Annotated in this window: 18 protein-coding genes; 5 read left to right on the plus strand and 13 right to left on the minus strand. The window is 50.5% G+C overall.

All coding sequences use genetic code 11. The features are described 5' to 3' along the window. Window positions 1–3 precede the first annotated feature (3 nt). The 3 genes from ACIONG_RS18170 to ACIONG_RS18180 all read right to left on the minus strand — a co-directional run bounded on the left by ACIONG_RS18170 (window position 4) and on the right by ACIONG_RS18180 (window position 2,527). The gene (locus tag ACIONG_RS18170; protein WP_103305688.1) at window positions 4–969 is read right to left on the minus strand and encodes a glycosyltransferase family A protein; all 966 of its coding nucleotides are present in this window, start codon (window positions 967–969) and stop codon (window positions 4–6) included. Between the two features lie 30 nt (window positions 970–999). Continuing rightward, the gene (locus ACIONG_RS18175) at window positions 1,000–1,206 is read right to left on the minus strand and encodes a hypothetical protein (RefSeq protein WP_401301650.1); all 207 of its coding nucleotides are present in this window, start codon (window positions 1,204–1,206) and stop codon (window positions 1,000–1,002) included. Window positions 1,207–1,486: 280 nt separating this feature from the next. Continuing rightward, window positions 1,487–2,527 carry a glycosyltransferase family 2 protein gene (locus ACIONG_RS18180; RefSeq protein ID WP_401301653.1) on the minus strand — a complete coding sequence of 347 codons (1,041 nt, stop codon included), beginning with the start codon at window positions 2,525–2,527 and terminating at the stop codon, window positions 1,487–1,489. Window positions 2,528–2,994: 467 nt separating this feature from the next. Here ACIONG_RS18180 and ACIONG_RS18185 point away from each other — a divergent pair, with 467 nt between their 5' ends. The 5 genes from ACIONG_RS18185 (at window position 2,995) to ACIONG_RS18205 (ending at window position 9,086) form a co-directional block, all read left to right on the plus strand. Then, window positions 2,995–3,357, plus strand: coding sequence for a hypothetical protein (locus tag ACIONG_RS18185; protein ID WP_401301656.1), 363 nt, complete (start codon window positions 2,995–2,997; stop codon window positions 3,355–3,357). Between the two features lie 244 nt (window positions 3,358–3,601). Continuing rightward, window positions 3,602–3,916 carry an NAD-dependent epimerase/dehydratase family protein gene (locus tag ACIONG_RS18190; RefSeq protein WP_103305686.1) on the plus strand — a complete coding sequence of 105 codons (315 nt, stop codon included), beginning with the start codon at window positions 3,602–3,604 and terminating at the stop codon, window positions 3,914–3,916. Beyond that, window positions 3,913–4,743, plus strand: coding sequence for an ABC transporter permease (locus ACIONG_RS18195; protein WP_103305685.1), 831 nt, complete (start codon window positions 3,913–3,915; stop codon window positions 4,741–4,743). Before ACIONG_RS18190 ends, ACIONG_RS18195 begins: the two co-directional genes overlap by 4 nt. Then, entirely contained in the window at window positions 4,733–6,049 is a 1,317-nt protein-coding gene (locus ACIONG_RS18200) for an ABC transporter ATP-binding protein (RefSeq protein WP_401301660.1), read from the plus strand. Before ACIONG_RS18195 ends, ACIONG_RS18200 begins: the two co-directional genes overlap by 11 nt. 52 nt (window positions 6,050–6,101) lie before the next feature. Then, window positions 6,102–9,086, plus strand: coding sequence for a glycosyltransferase (locus tag ACIONG_RS18205; protein WP_401301663.1), 2,985 nt, complete (start codon window positions 6,102–6,104; stop codon window positions 9,084–9,086). A gap of 242 nt (window positions 9,087–9,328) precedes the next feature. Here ACIONG_RS18205 and ACIONG_RS18210 read toward each other — a convergent pair whose 3' ends face one another. From ACIONG_RS18210 to ACIONG_RS18255, 10 genes are all read right to left on the minus strand, one after another. Continuing rightward, the gene (locus tag ACIONG_RS18210) at window positions 9,329–10,345 is read right to left on the minus strand and encodes a glycosyltransferase family 4 protein (protein ID WP_401301666.1); all 1,017 of its coding nucleotides are present in this window, start codon (window positions 10,343–10,345) and stop codon (window positions 9,329–9,331) included. Next, window positions 10,342–11,304: an SDR family oxidoreductase gene (locus tag ACIONG_RS18215; protein ID WP_103305681.1), complete on the minus strand. Its 963-nt coding sequence runs from the start codon at window positions 11,302–11,304 to the stop codon at window positions 10,342–10,344. Before ACIONG_RS18215 ends, ACIONG_RS18210 begins: the two co-directional genes overlap by 4 nt. Continuing rightward, window positions 11,301–12,224, minus strand: coding sequence for a glycosyltransferase (locus tag ACIONG_RS18220; protein ID WP_401301669.1), 924 nt, complete (start codon window positions 12,222–12,224; stop codon window positions 11,301–11,303). The genes ACIONG_RS18215 and ACIONG_RS18220 overlap by 4 nt, the downstream gene beginning before the upstream one ends. A gap of 57 nt (window positions 12,225–12,281) precedes the next feature. Then, entirely contained in the window at window positions 12,282–13,172 is an 891-nt protein-coding gene (gene rfbA, locus ACIONG_RS18225; protein WP_103305679.1) for a glucose-1-phosphate thymidylyltransferase RfbA, read from the minus strand. Further along, window positions 13,169–14,062 carry a dTDP-4-dehydrorhamnose reductase gene (gene rfbD / locus ACIONG_RS18230; RefSeq protein WP_213026228.1) on the minus strand — a complete coding sequence of 298 codons (894 nt, stop codon included), beginning with the start codon at window positions 14,060–14,062 and terminating at the stop codon, window positions 13,169–13,171. The genes rfbA and rfbD overlap by 4 nt, the downstream gene beginning before the upstream one ends. Continuing rightward, window positions 14,059–15,135 carry a dTDP-glucose 4,6-dehydratase gene (gene rfbB / locus ACIONG_RS18235; protein ID WP_177431439.1) on the minus strand — a complete coding sequence of 359 codons (1,077 nt, stop codon included), beginning with the start codon at window positions 15,133–15,135 and terminating at the stop codon, window positions 14,059–14,061. The genes rfbD and rfbB overlap by 4 nt, the downstream gene beginning before the upstream one ends. 221 nt (window positions 15,136–15,356) lie before the next feature. Next, window positions 15,357–15,596 carry a lipopolysaccharide assembly protein LapA domain-containing protein gene (locus ACIONG_RS18240; RefSeq protein WP_401301674.1) on the minus strand — a complete coding sequence of 80 codons (240 nt, stop codon included), beginning with the start codon at window positions 15,594–15,596 and terminating at the stop codon, window positions 15,357–15,359. Window positions 15,597–15,623: 27 nt separating this feature from the next. Further along, window positions 15,624–15,920 carry an integration host factor subunit beta gene (gene ihfB, locus ACIONG_RS18245; RefSeq protein WP_003189779.1) on the minus strand — a complete coding sequence of 99 codons (297 nt, stop codon included), beginning with the start codon at window positions 15,918–15,920 and terminating at the stop codon, window positions 15,624–15,626. 151 nt (window positions 15,921–16,071) lie between these two features. After that, window positions 16,072–16,350 (minus strand): hypothetical protein, encoded by a 279-nt coding sequence (locus tag ACIONG_RS18250; protein WP_401301677.1) that lies wholly within the window; start codon window positions 16,348–16,350, stop codon window positions 16,072–16,074. 213 nt (window positions 16,351–16,563) lie between these two features. Next, the coding region (locus ACIONG_RS18255) for a S1 RNA-binding domain-containing protein (protein ID WP_401301680.1) at window positions 16,564–17,166 on the minus strand (603 nt) is incomplete at its 5' end.

Here is a 17,166-nt window from a genome sequence, read left to right on the forward strand (position 1 = left end):
TCCCTACTGAGCAAATAACTTTTTATCGCGAGATATACGGCTGACAATTGCGGCGGGTATTCTGTCACCTCGTGCTCCCAAGTAATGTCCCAAAACCCGCATCACATTATCCACCAACGCGTGAAGGACGATTCCGGGGGAGCCTTTCAGTAATCCTGTTTTTTTGGCGAAGCTGATGTCTCTCCGACTCAGTGCGGCAACAGAACGGATCATGGACTTGAGATCTGGAGAAAGAACGTATCCGAAAAAACGCCGAAACGCATAGCTCTCATCGAAGCTGCGCTGGAAGCGCTCGAACAACGTGTAGTCATGAGAATGATAAACCGCGCCAGCTTCGGAGTACGCTTTGCGATACCCAGCCTCGATAATAAGCTTGGCCCATGCCTGATCCTCAGCAAAGTCAACATCCGGATAGGGTATGGACTCCCATACCGAGCGCCTGATCAACGCATTATTGTCCGAAAAAAAATGTAAAAACTGCCTGTATCCAACATCATTGGCATAACGACTTTCATCTTCCATATGAACGATCGGAAAGGAGTCAAAACCGCCGAAATGAAGTTCCAGTTCTCTTTTTGTGAAAATTGACGCGTTTGGGTAAGCTATATGGCGACCAAATACTCCAGCAATTCTTTCGTCGCTTTCTGCGCAAGAGACCAAGTTAGCCAACCAGTCATGATTAACAGGCTTGGCGTCATGAGTAATAACCGCGACAAACTCACCCCTGGATTTCGAGATAGCAAGATTGCGTGTGCGGCCATGGCCAAACTCAATGGAAGGAATCTCGATTAGCGATGCCTGAGGAAAACTTCGTACAAACTCAACCGTGCCATCTTTAGAACCGGAATCGATAACTATTATTTCAAATGGCCAATCGGTTTTTTGCGCAACAACCGCGCTGAGAACGTCCTGAAAAATCATCCCAGGGTTCTTTGTAGGTATTATGACGGAGGCTTTTATGGTGTTCATATTAGGCTCTAATAGCAACGGACATGCTATTCAGTTAATTTTCATCCGTGCATTACGTATTTGTATCAGTTTTCGACCATTTTCCGGGAAATGCACACCTGAATACGGCCATCCAACAATTTGTACTCCGCCCTGGGCAAAAACGAAGTTGTTTCCATATGATTGAGCCAAAAAATCTATGGATTTTTCAGCGCTCCATATTTGACGAACACAATGAGAAGATTCCAGCAGGCTCATTGTGGCAACGGTATGCGCAGAAAAGGATTCGCCGAGACGTACCCTGGTACAGGCGAACAATCAATTTGCTCAGATCCTCGCGCCAATGCTGAGCGATCCAGTGGGTGCCGCCGCGGTTGACTGGCATAACCTGACATTAATGGCCGCCCTCATGAGCAGAAAACTATTGAAAACGCTTGTACATTATCATACGCAGGCCAGAGAGGCATTCGGTGAGGGCATGCAGCAGCTCGGCGAGACAGCCATTCCCGTGTTTGACGCAGCGCACACTCTTGAGCCTTCATATTTTCCCGAGGCAGGCCGCGACGATCAAGCTGATGTTGGCCGCGTGCGTCTGACGATAGATACCAGCCCTGTAGAACTCACATAGCCGCCCTTTGAAGCCCAGGGTACGCCCGGCTTCAAAGTGTTCAAGCGTTGCTCGGGCTTCTTGAGTCAGCAATGGATAAAAGGCCCTGAGAATTTCGAGATTCGCGTCATTCCACTCGACAAATCGCCCCGAGAGCATATTGCGGACCCTAAAGAGGCGATCTTTGTAGCTCGCATTCGCCCCGATAATGTTACCCCCATGCTGCCGATAGTCCAGAGTTGCTCCAGAGTCGTAGAACGTGCAGCCACCGCACGCAGTGACCAATAAATACGCAAGCCAATCATGCGCTACCACCGTGGAATCCTCAGGAACGCTCAAAAGGAATTCCCGAGCAGCCTGATTGATCAGCATGGTATTCGCACCCGCAAGGCTCTGGACGAGTGCGTTCTGAAAAGATGGCGGACGAGCGAAAAGAGGGGAGAATCCGATCGGACTACCCTCGGCATCAGTCAGCCTGGTTCTTGAACAATATAATGCCGGCTTCTGCTCTGGCATGGACGCCAAACGGACCACGCTGCGCTCAAGCTTGTCATCGAACCAGACATCATCCTGATCGCTAAACGCGTAATAACGCGCTTGCACCTCAGGTCTTTTGAGGAGCGACATGAAGTTCTTTGCGAAGCCTTGGCAAGGCCCGTCAAAAACGAATAGCTTGCCGCTCCCCCAGCGACGCTGATACTCATCAAGTATATCGCGCGTCGAATCAGCAGACGAATCGTCCGAAACGTAAAGCGTCCAGTCACGATAGGACTGCCGACCGAAAGAGTCTAACTGCTCCCGCAGGAATGAAGAGCCGTTGTAGGTGCACATCAGTATTGCGACATCGGCGCGCTCTTCATCAGCACCTGCGCCCTGCAACTCAGGTAAGTCGCTTACCAACCCAACGCCGCGACCCTTATTTTTTTCTGTAAGCTGGATTTTCAAAGATTTATTCGCTAGCAAATTGCCCATTGTAACCCTAGCGATGACGGAGGTCGAAGCGGATATTTGCTTCCCATTGATTTAGCCAAACCGAGGCATCGGTAAAGTCTGCTTTGCGAACTGATCATCACTTTTTTGGAGTCAAGCATGCCGTCGTAGCGCAATGGGTGCCTCGCCCGCCATTGGCATTTGAGGTTCAGCCTGGGGGGAATACCCCTTCCGTCCCAGCTGAAAGCCCAAAACCAGGCTTCTTGAAGCTGCCGCGTGCCATCCAGGGGGGTGCCCACGCCAATCAATGTGGACAGGCAACCGCGCCGAACTGATGGCAATAGAAAATTCACCCACTCTAGATTACAATCTGCGGCGCTATGGCCAGCAGCTACTTTACAGGAGTCAAAGGCGAGCGCCGGATCGGATTCAATGAATACGAAAATGAAAACACAACCCTACCCTTAGATAACACTTTAGGGGAGTAAGCCAAGTTTCAGGAATAGAGAATGACGTCGGTCACAGGCGGTGGAGGGTTGATAAATGCAAAACTTATGCAGGACTTTCAGCCTGTATCTGATCGAATGGTCAAATTCATCAAGGAAGTTAACTATTCGGATAAACGCAAGAACGAACTCCCACAACATCGGGATGAAGCACGTTTTTTCATGCGAATTTTGATCAATTACTCCCTGTTTGTTGCTGCTATTCCTGACCGCGCGCAGGCTGATTTCCTTAGCCATGTGCAGGGCAACAGCGCCTTGCGAAAATCTCAGGATGGAAAACCTGGACCTCTCGCCACGCTTTCCGACTCCTTGGCAAATACAGATTGTCGTAAGCGCCTTGATCAGCACTTAGCGAGCCACATCTAATGCAGGCCCAGTCTACCTGTGACCGCGGCCCGCACCTCAAGAGGCTAAAGCGCCTCTCACCCCCTGAAACACATTTGGCTATCAACATTCGCGGCTGCAGCCAGACTGCCTCGGACCAGAGATGACCAGCCAGATGTGATTTTGCCCTTGAGGAAGACAATGTGACACCTCCTCGCATACTTAAACATGACGTTACCGCACGCAAACTAGCGAGCACAGCGTGGACACACAAAGAGGTATATCTATGATTTTAGTTACAGGTGGAGCAGGCTACATTGGCTCGCACACTGTCATAGCTCTTGCTCAGGCGAGCTGTAAAACGCTGATTCCAGACAATTTTTCCGACAGCCATCACTCTGCTCACGACATACTGGAACCCCGTCCGAACTTCATCGGAGGTGACATCCGGAATAGTGTTTTGCTGGAGAGTGTTTTCAAGCAGCACCTTGGCTCCTCCCATGCAGAAAGTGTTTGGGGCTGGAAGACGAGCCGTGGCCTAGAGCAGATGTGCGCAGACAGTTGGCGCTGGCAAGAACGAAACCCAGAGGGATACCAATGAACCCACACGCCAATCAACCTACCTCCATCTTCGCGTTGACCCGAAGCCTTTGTACCAATCGTCGGTTGATCATGCAGATGATCAAGCGGGAGGTGGTAGGACGCTACAAAGGGTCTATGATGGGCCTGCTTTGGTCATTTTTGAACCCTGTTTTCATGTTGCTTATATATACCTTCGTTTTTTCGGTAGTATTTAAAGCACGCTGGAATGTTGACACTGGGGAAACCAAAACTCAGTTTGCTGTCGTCTTGTTTGTCGGAATGATTGTACAAAGCCTGTTTGCCGAAGTACTGAATCGAGCACCAGGGTTAATTATCGGCAATACTAATTATGTAAAAAAAGTAGTGTTTCCTCTGGAGATACTTCCGGTGATCAGCTTGGGGGCCGCACTGTTCCACTGCGCAGTTAGTTTCATTGTGCTGTTGGGAGCCTTTGTTATTTTGAACGGCTTTTTACATTGGACAGCTATTTTTGCACCACTCATTATCGTGCCATTGATAATCATGACACTAGGGTTTGCATGGATGCTGGCGTCGCTCGGAGTTTTCCTACGCGACATTGGGCAAACCATCGGCGTACTAATGACGGTTATGACCTTTCTTGCCCCGGTTTTTTATCCTGTCAGCGCCTTGCCTGAAAACCTCCGACCTATAATGAACGCCAACCCATTAACGATGATCATCGAACAGCAAAGGGCGGTGTTGATTTTTGGGCAAATGCCGGACTGGTATGGGTTAGGAATATATACGCTAGTGGCGATCGCCATTGCTTGCCTGGGCTACGCCTGGTTCCAAAAAACGAGAAAAGGATTTGCTGATGTCCTCTGATGTCGTAATTTCTGTAGAAAACGTTTCCAAGATGTACCAGGTGTACAGCAAGCCGAGCGATCGGATGATGCAAATGATCTATCGCGGTCATCGCCAACTGTATAAGGAGTTCTGGGCTCTTAACGACGTTAGTTTCGAAGTTCGACGCGGCGAAACAATTGGCGTGATTGGACGTAATGGGTCAGGAAAATCAACGTTACTCCAAATCCTGGCGGGCACCTTGACACCCACATCAGGCAAGGTAGCTATCAACGGACGCGTAACTGCTCTTCTAGAGTTGGGCTCAGGTTTCAACCCTGAATTTACAGGCCGTGAAAATATCTTTCTGAACGCTACAATCCTGGGCGTTTCGCAAGAAGTCGTAGAGAACAAATTCGATGAAATCGCTGCATTTGCCGACATCGGAGATTTTCTCGAGCAGCCAGTGAAGACATACAGTAGCGGGATGTACGCACGTCTTGCTTTCGCTGTCGCAATATCCTTCGAGCCTGAAATTTTAATCGTCGATGAAATCCTGTCGGTCGGTGACGTATTTTTTCAAGCCCGCTGCATGCGCAAGCTAGATGAGTTCCGAGAAAACGGGGGTACTGTGTTCTTCGTTACTCACGACACCCATGCGGTCGAGCGAGTATGTACACGAGCCATCGTTCTCAGTCACGGGAAGAAAGTGTTCGAGGGCGGTACGGCCGATGGCGTGACGGTGTACTACAAAATGAGCCGGGAAGAGGCAAAAGCCCCGACCAAGCAGGTCGATTCGAGCACCGTAACAACCGCTCAATCAGAGGAAAAGCACTCCCAGCTGGCCGAACTTGAGTCTATTGACATTCGGCGAGACCATGTCGTGGGTGATCACAGCGCGCTCATTGAAGAAGTGTATATAACCGATGATGAAGGCGTTCAGCGCTCGAATTTTGGTATAGGGGAATGGATGACCGTTCGCCTGGTCGTGAAGTTTAATGCAGCCTTTGACTCGGTGGATTTCGGTGTCGGCATTCGCGACCAGTCGGGCACATTGATTGGGGGGGCACACTCAATGTATGAAAACTCATCGATTGGTCCAATAAAAGCTGGAGAACGACGCTGCCTTTTAACCAAGATCAAGCTTGACGTGGCACCACGCGAATACTTGCTAATCGCAGGAATAGCGCGACACGACTCCCTGCAAGTTTACCAAGAGTGCTATGGACTCTACGATTTTTGCGCTATCAGCGTGACTGGCAACAAGAAGTTCTGGGGAGAGGTCGCGCTGCCAAGCAGCACGGCAGACGAAGGCGAGCCGACCTCCTCGCCCGAATCAACTGTGTAAATATCGTTTAAAAACATCGTACCTTACATTCGTAGAGATATTTTTCAGGCCTATGTCAAAATTTAACTTCGAAAACGAACTAATCGCCACGCAAGAGCATGAATTACCAGCGATTGGTCTGCATTTTACAACGCCTGAGCGTAATTTTTCCTCCGAAGGTGAGGCACGCTCCGTTAACGTCATTTACGAAGACGCCCAGAATAACGACGTAGTCTGGCAACCGGATGTTCTCTGGGAGGCGAGAAATATAGCTGATCGCCAGGGAATCACCCATGTGATCGATATCGGGTGCGGTGGCGGCCATAAGCTCGTTCACTATTTCCAGGGTGGCGGATATGACGTCATGGGGATCGACTATCATGGTTCCCTATCCCTAAGCCGCGCCGCCTATCCTGAATGGCAATGGGTAGAATGTGACCTGACATCCTGGGATGATCTTTCCCGAATCTCACTGGAACTGACGAATACAGCTCCAGTCGTCATGATTTTGTCAGATGTAATCGAACATTTGACCGACCCAAGACCTCTGGTCGCATGGATGCGCGCGCAATTAATCGCGCGCCCTGGCAGCCGTCTAGTTGTATCAACTCCTGATCGTACACTTCTCGATTATGAAGATGTAAATAGCCGACCTGAGAACAAATCACACGTCCGGGAATGGTCCTTTACGGAACTTGAACGTTATTTCGTCTCAAGTGGCTTGGAGATCATCCGATCAGGGCATACTCGTGCGAATCAATACGATCCGGTTATCTCTACGATTTTCATTGAATGCGCTTGCTCCGAAGAGTTCTACAAAGAATTCCTTATCGACGTTGGCTTACTGCATGGCGATGAGTGGCCACAGCATCTTCTAGTGACTACGGAATACGCCGGAATTCACAACACTGGAGGAATTGGTACATTCGTTCGAGAGCAACGAGAGTCTTACGGCTACGACAAATCACTTTGCTTGTTCGGCGGCGTAGCTAACGGACTCACCCAGGAAATTCTGCGCGCTGAAAAACTTGTGTCCACTTCAATGTTATTGGTTGAATCCGACATACAGTCCTTACCTTTAGAGGATCAATTTCTAAAAGCAGTGCAGCAATTTCTATTTTATTTTCCTGATATTTCGACAATTCAATATGGCGATTATCAAGGTATCGGCTGCCGAATCGCTCAGGCGAAACAAACAGGGTTGCTGCCGCAAACGATCAGAATTATCGCCCACTGCCATGGCATAACCCATTATCTTGAGAATGCGCATGAATCGTGGCTCGGACTATCCCATTCGGGTACGGCCGAAAAAGAAAAAATTTCTGTGGAAGGTGCTGACTTAGCAGTCTTCCCTACTACCTTCCTGCGCGAGCTTTATGCTGAAGCCGGCATTAACGTCCCAGCGGAAAACAATGTCCTGCTGCGCTACCCTCTTCATAGCCCAGTCTCTGAGCTTGACGCATCGACCAAGATTGATACGTTGATTTTTTACGGGAAACGTTCCCGTATGAAAGGCTATGACTTGCTCCTGGACTCCCTTGCTGGCGTGGATGTAGAGCAATGGAAAAAAGCCGGGATTACCACCATTTGCCTGATCGGGCCTAAAGTTCATGGCAACCCACAAACAGATTCCATGCTTGAGGTATTGCGAGAGCATTATCAGGTTGAGGAATTTTGTAATTTAAGTCGGCAGCAGGCGATTGATGCTTTACACGAGCGAGCGCACCGCGCGATTTGCCTGATGCCCTATCTTGGTGACAATCATCCCTACGCACTACTTGATGTTGCCTTCTCCACAACTGTCCCGTTGATGGCCAACGCCGGCGGGGTTCCTGAAATGATCCCCGAGGAATTCCGAAGCATTTGTTTAGCCGACCCCAATGCTTTGAGCTTCCGCGCGCGAATTCATGGCCTCCTCTCATTGTCGTCAGCTGCATTTCATGATTTGCGAGAGTCCTTCGTTTCGACGATGGCTCAAACTCAAAATGATATCAATGAGTTGGTCAAGGCGTTCCCTGGAGATCAGCAGCCCAAGCTACTTGCAGAGAACACAGGCGAAGCCACGATAATTGTTCCTGTATTTAATACACCGCTTGATTACATCGAAGACCTCATTTTCGGAATCAACAATCAAAGCCTGAAACCAGCAGAAGTTGTTTTCGTGGATGACGCGTCAGAGGAAGATTACGTTGATGGATTGCAAAGTCTGGTAAAAGAACATCTGCTATTACCATACCGGATAATACGGCACCCCCAAAACAAGGGCTTGGCTGGGGCGCGAAATACGGGCCTCGCGGCCGCACAAACTGATTTCATCATCAATATCGACTCAGATGATGTACCGTTGAATGATTTTGTAAGAGATATCGTTTTCTCTCTCAGATCAAATCCGCAGCACGCCGCGGCCGTTCCTTATCTTTGTGCTTTTGATGACGGTACTGATTTCAACATCGTGCGATCTGGCATGTATGTGTACCGCCCTCTTGGCGACGGTGTAATTGCGTCGCAACTGGATAACCAGCTTGGGCATGCGAACGCAGGGTTTAGAACATCCACGCTGAGAGAGTTTGGTGGATGGGACGAATCCAGCAAGGCCATGTGGGAAGATTGGGCGCTTTACTTGAAGTTGACGGCAGCGGGTCGAAAAATTGCGATTATTCCAAAGATTGGTTGCCTTTATCGTGTCCGTCCACAGTCAATGCTGCGTACATATAAGACCTGGCCTGCGATGCGTCGACTGGCAAACAACATGCTCGGGCTGCCTAGATATGAAAATTTCCGCCTGCAGGCAATGCTCCGTAGCTATCGCGACGTCACAGCGCAGGAAGCGGAATCTCGACATCGCTTAGCTGCACTTCAGGTAGAGTTCAGTATCCTTCAGCAAGAGATTAACTCTAGTCGCCAGGAGCTAAACAGAGGCGGAGTCAGAGCGGTGCGCAGCCTGGCCAACCGGCTCGCACAATACCCTGCGTTGTTTGATGCAGTAAGAAAATGTGGGCGTACCGGGTGGAAAATCTTACGCAAACTGGCTCATCTGGGCCGCCGACTCAGAGGATGAGCCGGCGCCTAACAGGAAAACAACTCAACTGAATTGAGCCCAATGTAATCTAAACAGCCCACCGTTTTTTGAACGCCTACGAAGTTGCTTTCAAAAAACGGCGGGCTGTTAACTATAAGATCTCAGCCACCTTGATCGCGGACTGGCTAGCTCGCAAAACATCGACAGATAGGCTTATTAAAAGGAAGCCCTGGAAACTCTCTTTCCCTCGAAAATTTTAATATCCCTTCAAATATCTCCGACTACTTGGATGCCGCCACTCCAGCATTAAACTTCCATGCCAGCACCATTAGCGGGGAATAGGCCAAGAGCGCACCGAAAGCACCATTTAACCAACTGTTTCCGACCATCAATGCCAGTGGAAACAAGTAACACACATTTATTATCACGACCCCCGCCGTTACCAGTCCATGACTACCCCACCGATCAGTTGCATGCTGATATCCGTGACTACGATGGGCTTCGTATACTTTGTCGCCGCGCAAGAGACGCCGAATTAAAGTCCAGGTTGCATCGACAATAAAGACGCCGAGCATAATCATCCAACTCCACAGCATTTCCGGTGAATTTCCCGAAGACTGGATTGCCAACCCCCCAAGCACCAACCCCAGGAAACCACTTCCTGCATCTCCCATAAAAATCCGTGCGGGTGGAAAATTCCACCATAGAAAACCTGCTACTGCCCCTGCCAGAATCAAAGGCATCCAAGCCAAGTCACTGCTCCCGCTGATCCAACAAACCAACCCCATTCCAAGGCAAACACTGATAGCCTCGGCGCTGGCCAAACCATCAATCCCGTCCATGAAGTTATACAGATTCAACATCCAAACCAAATACACCACACCCAGGATGTCACCAAACCACCCCAGATTAATAACGACGCCAAATAAATCGATTGTGGGGAAACCGTTAAACCAGAACAGAGCCCATACCGCCGCAATGAAATGACCCAACAAACGCCACCTGGCGGCAATATGGCCATGATCATCAGCGAACCCTATCAACGCGACGAGTAGACCCGAGCCAAAGACCCCATACAGCGTAGAGGCGCTTATCAGATTAAGACCCGCAAGCACGGGAAGCGCTAGAAGGAAGGAAACTACAATGGCCACCCCGCCCCCGCGCGGCGTAGGGACCGAATGAGAGCTACGCTCGTTAGGTATATCCATCAAACTCTTCGTCAGCGCATAACGGCGCAAGACAAACGTCGATGCCCATGAAATGGCGAAAACTGCGAATAGAAGCCACCAAACAGTCATTTCGATTGTTCATCCAGATAATAGCCAGCGGTCTGACGCATGGCTTTGTCCATATTGACGGAAGGACTCCATCCCAATAAATCACGATTTTTACTAATATCGACTTGGAGGGAACCGCAGACTCTCTGCGCGATAGCCTTCCTCCCCAGCGCTGATGCCATTAGCGTTAATAACGTCTCAGGGAATGGCACAAGCCGCGCGGAGTTACCCAACGCCTTAGAAAGCCGACGGAGCAGTTCAGTTGTAGACAAGTCTTCACCGTCGCTCACCAGAAAGATCTGATTGGCGGCTGCGGGATGATCAATGCACGTAACAATAAGACTCACCAGATTTCCGATCGAAACCAGACTTCGTTGATTGCTGATAGCACCTAGAGGCAAAGGGATACGTCTGGCCAGCCAACTCAGCATGCTGCGAAAGTTTGCTTTCACCCCTGGACCATAGACCAGTGGAGGGCGAATGATCACCACTTCCATGCCGGTGTCTCGACTTAATTGCTTTAATCCCTCCTCAGCCTCGTATTTGGATACGCCGTATGGATCCTGCGGATCGGGTCGATCATCGGCTTTGAACGGCATACCCAAGCATGTACTTTCGCCATTGACCTTAATTGAACTAACGAAGATGAAGCGTTTAACCCCTGATGCAGCAGCATGCTCCGCCAACCTGAGGGTGCCGATCACATTTACTTTACGGAACTCGGCCAAAGCGTCCATTGAGGCCTCATTCATGACATGCACTCGAGCAGCGGCATGAATGACAACTTGTACATCATCAAGGACGGGCAAGGCATCGACGCGGGTCAAGTCGAAGATTTGGGTCGGGCACAGTCCATTCAGGCGCGTGATACCGCGCGCAGATGCAATTGGGGAGAACTTCTTGTCCACTAACAGCTTGAAAACTACCGCTTCGCCAACAAAACCAGCCCCCCCTGTAACTAATACCTTCGGGGCCATCATCTAGTCATCTTCCCTATCAACGCAGTAACCCAGCAAATGCAAAAGAAAAAAATCTTATCGCGCATCCGGCGTCGACAATGGCGGGCGCTGAAGGACAGCCTCAAAAGGTGCCTGCGCCGCAATTTCAGCCAGGTTCGTACAAAGGGGTGTGAGTCATGCCCGATCAAGTGCGCAATCAGTTGCACCTGATTAAACCACCAACCATCGTGAATGGTTTTGTAGCGGGCAACCAGTGGGCTTAAACCCTTGTTGGCGCCCACTTGGTTACGCTCGTGTTGGCGGTAGTTCATGGATGGTTCAGGATCGATGTACCAACGATAATCATGGCTGCGGGCAAATGCATAGCAATACCAGTCATGCAAACTGACATCTTGTAAAAGCCGCCAATTATCGAGCATCGATTTTTTTAGAGAATCCGCGAGGCTCTTACTCATTACGTACGTACAGCCGGGCCCCGCAGCCTCGAAAAGAAAATCCCAGGCAACCTGAGGTTGTGCCTTGTCCAGAAAATGAGTTTTGCCATTTGGCCAGAAAGCCGTGACGTTACTGGAGTAGGCATCCACCTCACGGGTTTGGAGGACATGCGTCGCACGCTGAAGCTTGTTCGTGTGCCAGATGTCATCCTGATCAGCGAAGGCAACAAAATCGTAACCGTCAAAGTCAACATCGCGTATGAGTCGAAAGAAATTTCGAGATGCTCCACCGAAGCTGCCGGCAGCCGGCAAGACTAAAACTTCAGGATGCTCAGCGGCGTAAGCAGCACACCACCCTTCGGTACCATCAGTGGAGGGATCAATACTGATATAAATAGTTACGTCGATAGCTAACTGGCCGAGGATCGAGGCCAATTGCTCCTCGATCCACTGCATACCATTGTAGGCAGCCAGCAAAACCGCGACCTTGGGATGTTTTACTGGCATGCCATTCCTGCTTGCACCGGTTAAAACGCTTCGACTCGAAAAGGCTCGGCGCTCGAATCAGCGAGATGGTGAATCCAGCAGCTTCTGCAGGTACTGACCGTACCCCGTCTTCTTTAGTGCATCAGCTTGAGCGCCCAACTGCTCGGCGGTAATCCAACCATTGTGATAGGCAATCTCTTCAAGACAAGCCACTTTCAGGCCTTGGCGTTGCTCAATGGTGTGCACAAAGTGGCTCGCTTCGAGTAGAGAATCATGGGTCCCGGTATCGAGCCAGGCGAAACCACGCCCTAGCATTTCAACATTGAGTGTCTTGCGCTCGAGGTACGCACGGTTAACATCGGTGATTTCAAGTTCGCCACGATCGGAGGGTTTGATATTTTTAGCGATCTCGACAACATCGTTGTCGTAGAAATACAGCCCGGTCACTGCATAGTTGGATTTTGGCTTCAGCGGTTTTTCTTCAATACTTAGCGCCCGGCCGGTTTTGTCGAACTCTACAACACCAAAACGCTCGGGATCGGAGACGTGATAACCAAATACGGTCGCACCATGCTGCTGAGAGCTGGCAGAGCGCAAATTATCCGAGAAGTGCTGACCGTAGAAAATATTATCACCGAGGATCAGGCAGCAAGGGGATTCGCCGATGAACTCTTCACCAATAATAAAAGCCTGTGCCAGGCCATCCGGACTTGGTTGCTCGGCGTACGTCAGCTTGATGCCATACAGGCTGCCATCACCCAACAGTTTACGGAAACATGGTAAATCTTCAGGCGTGGAAATAATCAGGACTTCACGCATGCCCGCCAGCATTAGCACCGACAGCGGATAAAATATCATCGGCTTGTCGTAAATCGGCAACATCTGCTTGGACACCCCAAGAGTCAGAGGATGCAGACGAGTGCCGGAGCCACCGGCTAGGATGATGCCTTTACGATTTGTCGTGGTCATTTGTTCAGAACTTCCCTAAGCATTCGGGTTACACCACTTTGCCAATCCGGCAAGTGCAGAGAAAAATTGTCGCGCAACTTCTGAGTATTCAGCCGTGAATTGAGTGGGCGACGTGCAGGCGTTGGATAAGCAGTCGTGGCTATCTCGTTTACAGACGTCACGGCGAGCGCTTCGCCGTTGTCTTTGGCGAAATCGATGACTTGGGTGGCATACCCATGCCATGAAACCTCTCCACGGGCGGCCAAGTGATAAACACCCGCCAATTCGGGACGCTGCATCACTTTGAGAATTGCAAAAGCAGTCACGTCGGCAATCAGATCAGCACCGGTTGGCGCGCCTACCTGATCGGCAATAACATCGAGAGACTCACGATCTTTCGCCAGTCGCAACATGGTTTTTGCGAAGTTGTTGCCGCGAGCAGCATATACCCAACAGGTACGAAAAATCAGATGCTTACACCCCGAATCGACAATCGCCTGCTCGCCTAGAAGCTTGCTGGCACCGTACTGATTCAGGGGAGCGACCGGATCATCTTCCCGCCAAGGTGCAGAACCATCCCCACTGAATACATAATCAGTCGAGTAATGAATCAGCCATGCATCGCAGGACAGCGCTTCCTCTGCCATCACACAAAGTGCCTGACCATTTACTCGCTCAGCGAGTTGCGGCTCAGACTCTGCCTTATCCACGGCAGTATATGCAGCGGCGTTGACGATAACATTCGGGGCTACCTGACGAATGGTGGCGCGTAACGCGTCCAGGTCAGACACGTCGCCGCACAAGCCATCGACCGTATCGCGATCAAGGGAAATCAACTCACCAAGCGGCGCCAAGGAGCGCTGCAGCTCCCAACCAACCTGGCCATTTTTTCCCAACAAGAGAATTTTCATACCTTGTTCGAGCGACCTGCGTAATTCTGATCAATCCATTGCAGGTAGCTACCACTCTTTACGTGCTCTACCCATTCGGTGTTACTCAAGTACCATTCGACGGTCTTGCGAATACCGGTTTCAAAAGTTTCCTGGGGAGTCCACCCCAGCTCGCGCTGGATCTTGCTCGCATCGATTGCGTAGCGTTGATCGTGACCAGGGCGATCCTGAACATAAGTGATCAAACTTGCGTGCGGACGGTGAGCGGAGTCAGGGCGCAGCTCGTCCAGCAATGCACATAGGGTATGCACCACTTCGATATTCTGCTTCTCATTATGACCACCAATGTTGTAGGTCTCACCGATGTCCCCCTCCGTCACGACCTTGTATAACGCACGAGCGTGATCCTCTACGTACAGCCAGTCACGAACCTGATTGCCCTTGCCATAGACCGGCAGCGGCTTGCCTTCAAGTGCATTGAGAATGATCAGAGGAATCAATTTCTCAGGAAAATGACAGGGGCCGTAATTGTTCGAGCAATTGGTGACCAGAGTAGGCAGGCCATAAGTACGGGCCCAAGCGCGAACCAGATGGTCGGAACTTGCCTTGCTTGCCGAGTAAGGCGAGCTTGGCTGATAAGGCGTAGTTTCGGTGAAGAGGTCTTCCGGACCTTCAAGATCACCGTAAACCTCATCAGTAGAAATGTGGTGAAAGCGGAAGTTGGCTTTACGCCCATCCTCCAATGCAGCCCAATAGTGGCGCGCGGCTTCCAGCAGGGTGTAAGTACCGATGATATTGGTTTGAATGAACTCGGATGGTCCGGAAATCGAGCGATCGACATGAGACTCTGCGGCCAGATGCATGATCGCATCTGGTTGATGTTCATGCAGAACACGGTCGATTTGATCGCGATTGCAGATATCAACGTGCTCAAATGCATAACGCGCGTCCTGGCTAACCTCTGCCAGGGATTCCAGATTACCGGCGTAAGTCAGTTTATCGACGTTAACGACTGAGTCGGTTGTATTGGAGATGATATGACGGATGACTGCCGAGCCGATGAACCCGGCGCCGCCGGTAACTAAAATTTTCACGCGAAACCATACCCTTGAGCTGCGGACAGTGCCATCAACGAGCACCATCTAATCCATGAATTCAGAAGCCATCAATTATGGCCTCCGTCAAAGTCAGTCTGAATCGACGTGCGTTAAAGGCGTTGTCGAACAAGGGCTGCATTTTACAGCTTAACGGACGTTTTACGAATGGATATAGGCAGGTAGAGACGCAATTCGACAGATGCCCTGCATCTATCGTTTCAAGTAAGACGTTTGCGCGCTGCTTTGGACGAACGTCCTAGAAACCAGCCGAGAATCGGACCAATCAGCATGCCGATGAGCAACGCCAAAACCGCAACAAGCGAAACCGGCAACTGCGGACCAGACAAACCCAGAAACACTAACGATACCGACCGCTGGTTCTCCAGCACAAATGCCAGAATCAATAGCACCAATAAAAGAATGAAAACGCCAAGAAAGATACGCTTGAGGTTACGCATGAGCCACCCCAGGAAAAATAGCGATTGTCAAACCCCCTCCTCCTCTTCCTCGTTCACTCGATCACGCAGCTCTTTACCTGGCTTGAAATGCGGAACGAACTTGCCATCCAGACTGACCGACTGACCGGTCTTCGGATTGCGCCCAACGCGCGGCGCACGATAATGCAGAGAGAAACTGCCAAACCCACGGATCTCGATGCGATCACCGGTGGCCAGACATTGGGACATTTGTTCAAGCATGGTCTTGATGGCCAACTCCACATCCTTGGATGAGAGCAGCCCTTGATGGGTGACAATTCGTTCGATCAACTCCGACTTCGTCATATTTTTCCCTTCTTTTTCAAGCAGCTAGATCAGCGCTTGAAAGGTTTTAGCACGCCCGGAAGATTTTGAACAGCCCATGAATTGACATATCTGAGCCGGCGTTGAAACGCCCAATTTCAGGGCACGAACCCCTCAAACAGGAACACAGCGGCTAGCGGCACATCACAAGCATGGTTCGCGTCAGGTAGCCCGCAGGGTTAAAGCCAAAAGGAAACTCGTCTTCATCCTTGGCATCATCAGACCGAGTGATCACTTTGTAACTCGCACCCTTGCACTCCTTGGTCGCACGCTTTTGGCACTTCTCCCAGCCGGAACCCAACCCAGAGCAGTCGATCTCTATGCCACTCACGCCACGCACAGCATGAGTTTTGGCGCTTGTCGTGCAGCCTGCCAAAACCAATACAACCATGAGGACACTAAACTTGTTCATCCACTTCCTTATGCCAGGCAACGCCCGACCACTACACGCTTAAGACCAAGCTTAGTCGCGAATAGGCGATTGATCCGATTAAAGAAACAGACAACCATTAAAAAGGATTGGTTTCACCAAAAGTGCCAATTACCAAGGGGAATCCGCCCACTACCAAATCACAGGCACAAAAAAGGGCGACCGAAGTCGCCCTTTTTAATGATCAAGCAGAACTTAGTTCTGTTTGGCCAATGCCTGGCGCATCAATGCCGCCATGGTGGTCTCGCCGGTAGCAGCTTCCGGAGTCTCTTTCAGGCTCTGGATAGCTTCTTTCTCTTCAGCATCATCTTTCGACTTGATGGAGAGTTGGATCACGCGGCTCTTACGATCAACGCTGATGATCTTGGCTTCTACTTCTTGGCCTTCTTTCAGAACGTTGCGCGCGTCTTCAACGCGGTCACGGCTGATTTCGGAGGCTTTCAGAGTCGCTTCGATATCGTCGGCCAGAACGATGATGGCGCCTTTGGCGTCAACTTCTTTCACGGTGCCAGTAACGATTGCGCCGTTGTCGTTAACCGAGACGTACTCGGAGAACGGATCGCTTTCCAGTTGCTTGATACCCAGGGAGATACGCTCGCGCTCTGGGTCAACCGACAGGATAACGGTGTCCAGCTCGTCGCCCTTCTTGAAACGACGAACAGCTTCTTCGCCAACTTCGTTCCAGGAGATGTCGGACAGGTGAACCAGACCGTCAATGCCGCCGTCCAGACCAATGAATATACCGAAATCGGTGATCGACTTGATGGTGCCGGAGATTTTATCGCCCTTGTTGAACTT

The organism is Pseudomonas sp. NPDC087817 (genome assembly GCF_044742875.1).
Taxonomy (GTDB): Bacteria; Pseudomonadota; Gammaproteobacteria; order Pseudomonadales; family Pseudomonadaceae; genus Aquipseudomonas.

Excerpts from the sequence above, each read along its gene's own strand:
- ACIONG_RS18205 (WP_401301663.1), top strand. The coding sequence starts at position 6,102 with ATGTCAAAATTTAACTTCGAAAACGAACTAATCGCCACGCAAGAGCAT.
- ACIONG_RS18200 (WP_401301660.1), top strand. The coding sequence starts at position 4,733 with ATGTCCTCTGATGTCGTAATTTCTGTAGAAAACGTTTCCAAGATGTAC.
- ACIONG_RS18185 (WP_401301656.1), top strand. The coding sequence starts at position 2,995 with ATGACGTCGGTCACAGGCGGTGGAGGGTTGATAAATGCAAAACTTATG.
- ACIONG_RS18195 (WP_103305685.1), top strand. The coding sequence starts at position 3,913 with ATGAACCCACACGCCAATCAACCTACCTCCATCTTCGCGTTGACCCGA.
- ACIONG_RS18190 (WP_103305686.1), top strand. The coding sequence starts at position 3,602 with ATGATTTTAGTTACAGGTGGAGCAGGCTACATTGGCTCGCACACTGTC.
- ACIONG_RS18215 (WP_103305681.1), bottom strand. The coding sequence starts at position 11,304 with ATGATGGCCCCGAAGGTATTAGTTACAGGGGGGGCTGGTTTTGTTGGC.
- ACIONG_RS18180 (WP_401301653.1), bottom strand. The coding sequence starts at position 2,527 with ATGGGCAATTTGCTAGCGAATAAATCTTTGAAAATCCAGCTTACAGAA.
- ihfB (WP_003189779.1), bottom strand. The coding sequence starts at position 15,920 with ATGACGAAGTCGGAGTTGATCGAACGAATTGTCACCCATCAAGGGCTG.
- rfbA (WP_103305679.1), bottom strand. The coding sequence starts at position 13,172 with ATGACCACGACAAATCGTAAAGGCATCATCCTAGCCGGTGGCTCCGGC.
- rfbD (WP_213026228.1), bottom strand. The coding sequence starts at position 14,062 with ATGAAAATTCTCTTGTTGGGAAAAAATGGCCAGGTTGGTTGGGAGCTG.
- ACIONG_RS18210 (WP_401301666.1), bottom strand. The coding sequence starts at position 10,345 with ATGACTGTTTGGTGGCTTCTATTCGCAGTTTTCGCCATTTCATGGGCA.
- ACIONG_RS18170 (WP_103305688.1), bottom strand. The coding sequence starts at position 969 with ATGAACACCATAAAAGCCTCCGTCATAATACCTACAAAGAACCCTGGG.
- ACIONG_RS18250 (WP_401301677.1), bottom strand. The coding sequence starts at position 16,350 with ATGAACAAGTTTAGTGTCCTCATGGTTGTATTGGTTTTGGCAGGCTGC.
- ACIONG_RS18240 (WP_401301674.1), bottom strand. The coding sequence starts at position 15,596 with ATGCGTAACCTCAAGCGTATCTTTCTTGGCGTTTTCATTCTTTTATTG.
- ACIONG_RS18220 (WP_401301669.1), bottom strand. The coding sequence starts at position 12,224 with ATGCCAGTAAAACATCCCAAGGTCGCGGTTTTGCTGGCTGCCTACAAT.
- ACIONG_RS18175 (WP_401301650.1), bottom strand. The coding sequence starts at position 1,206 with ATGAGCCTGCTGGAATCTTCTCATTGTGTTCGTCAAATATGGAGCGCT.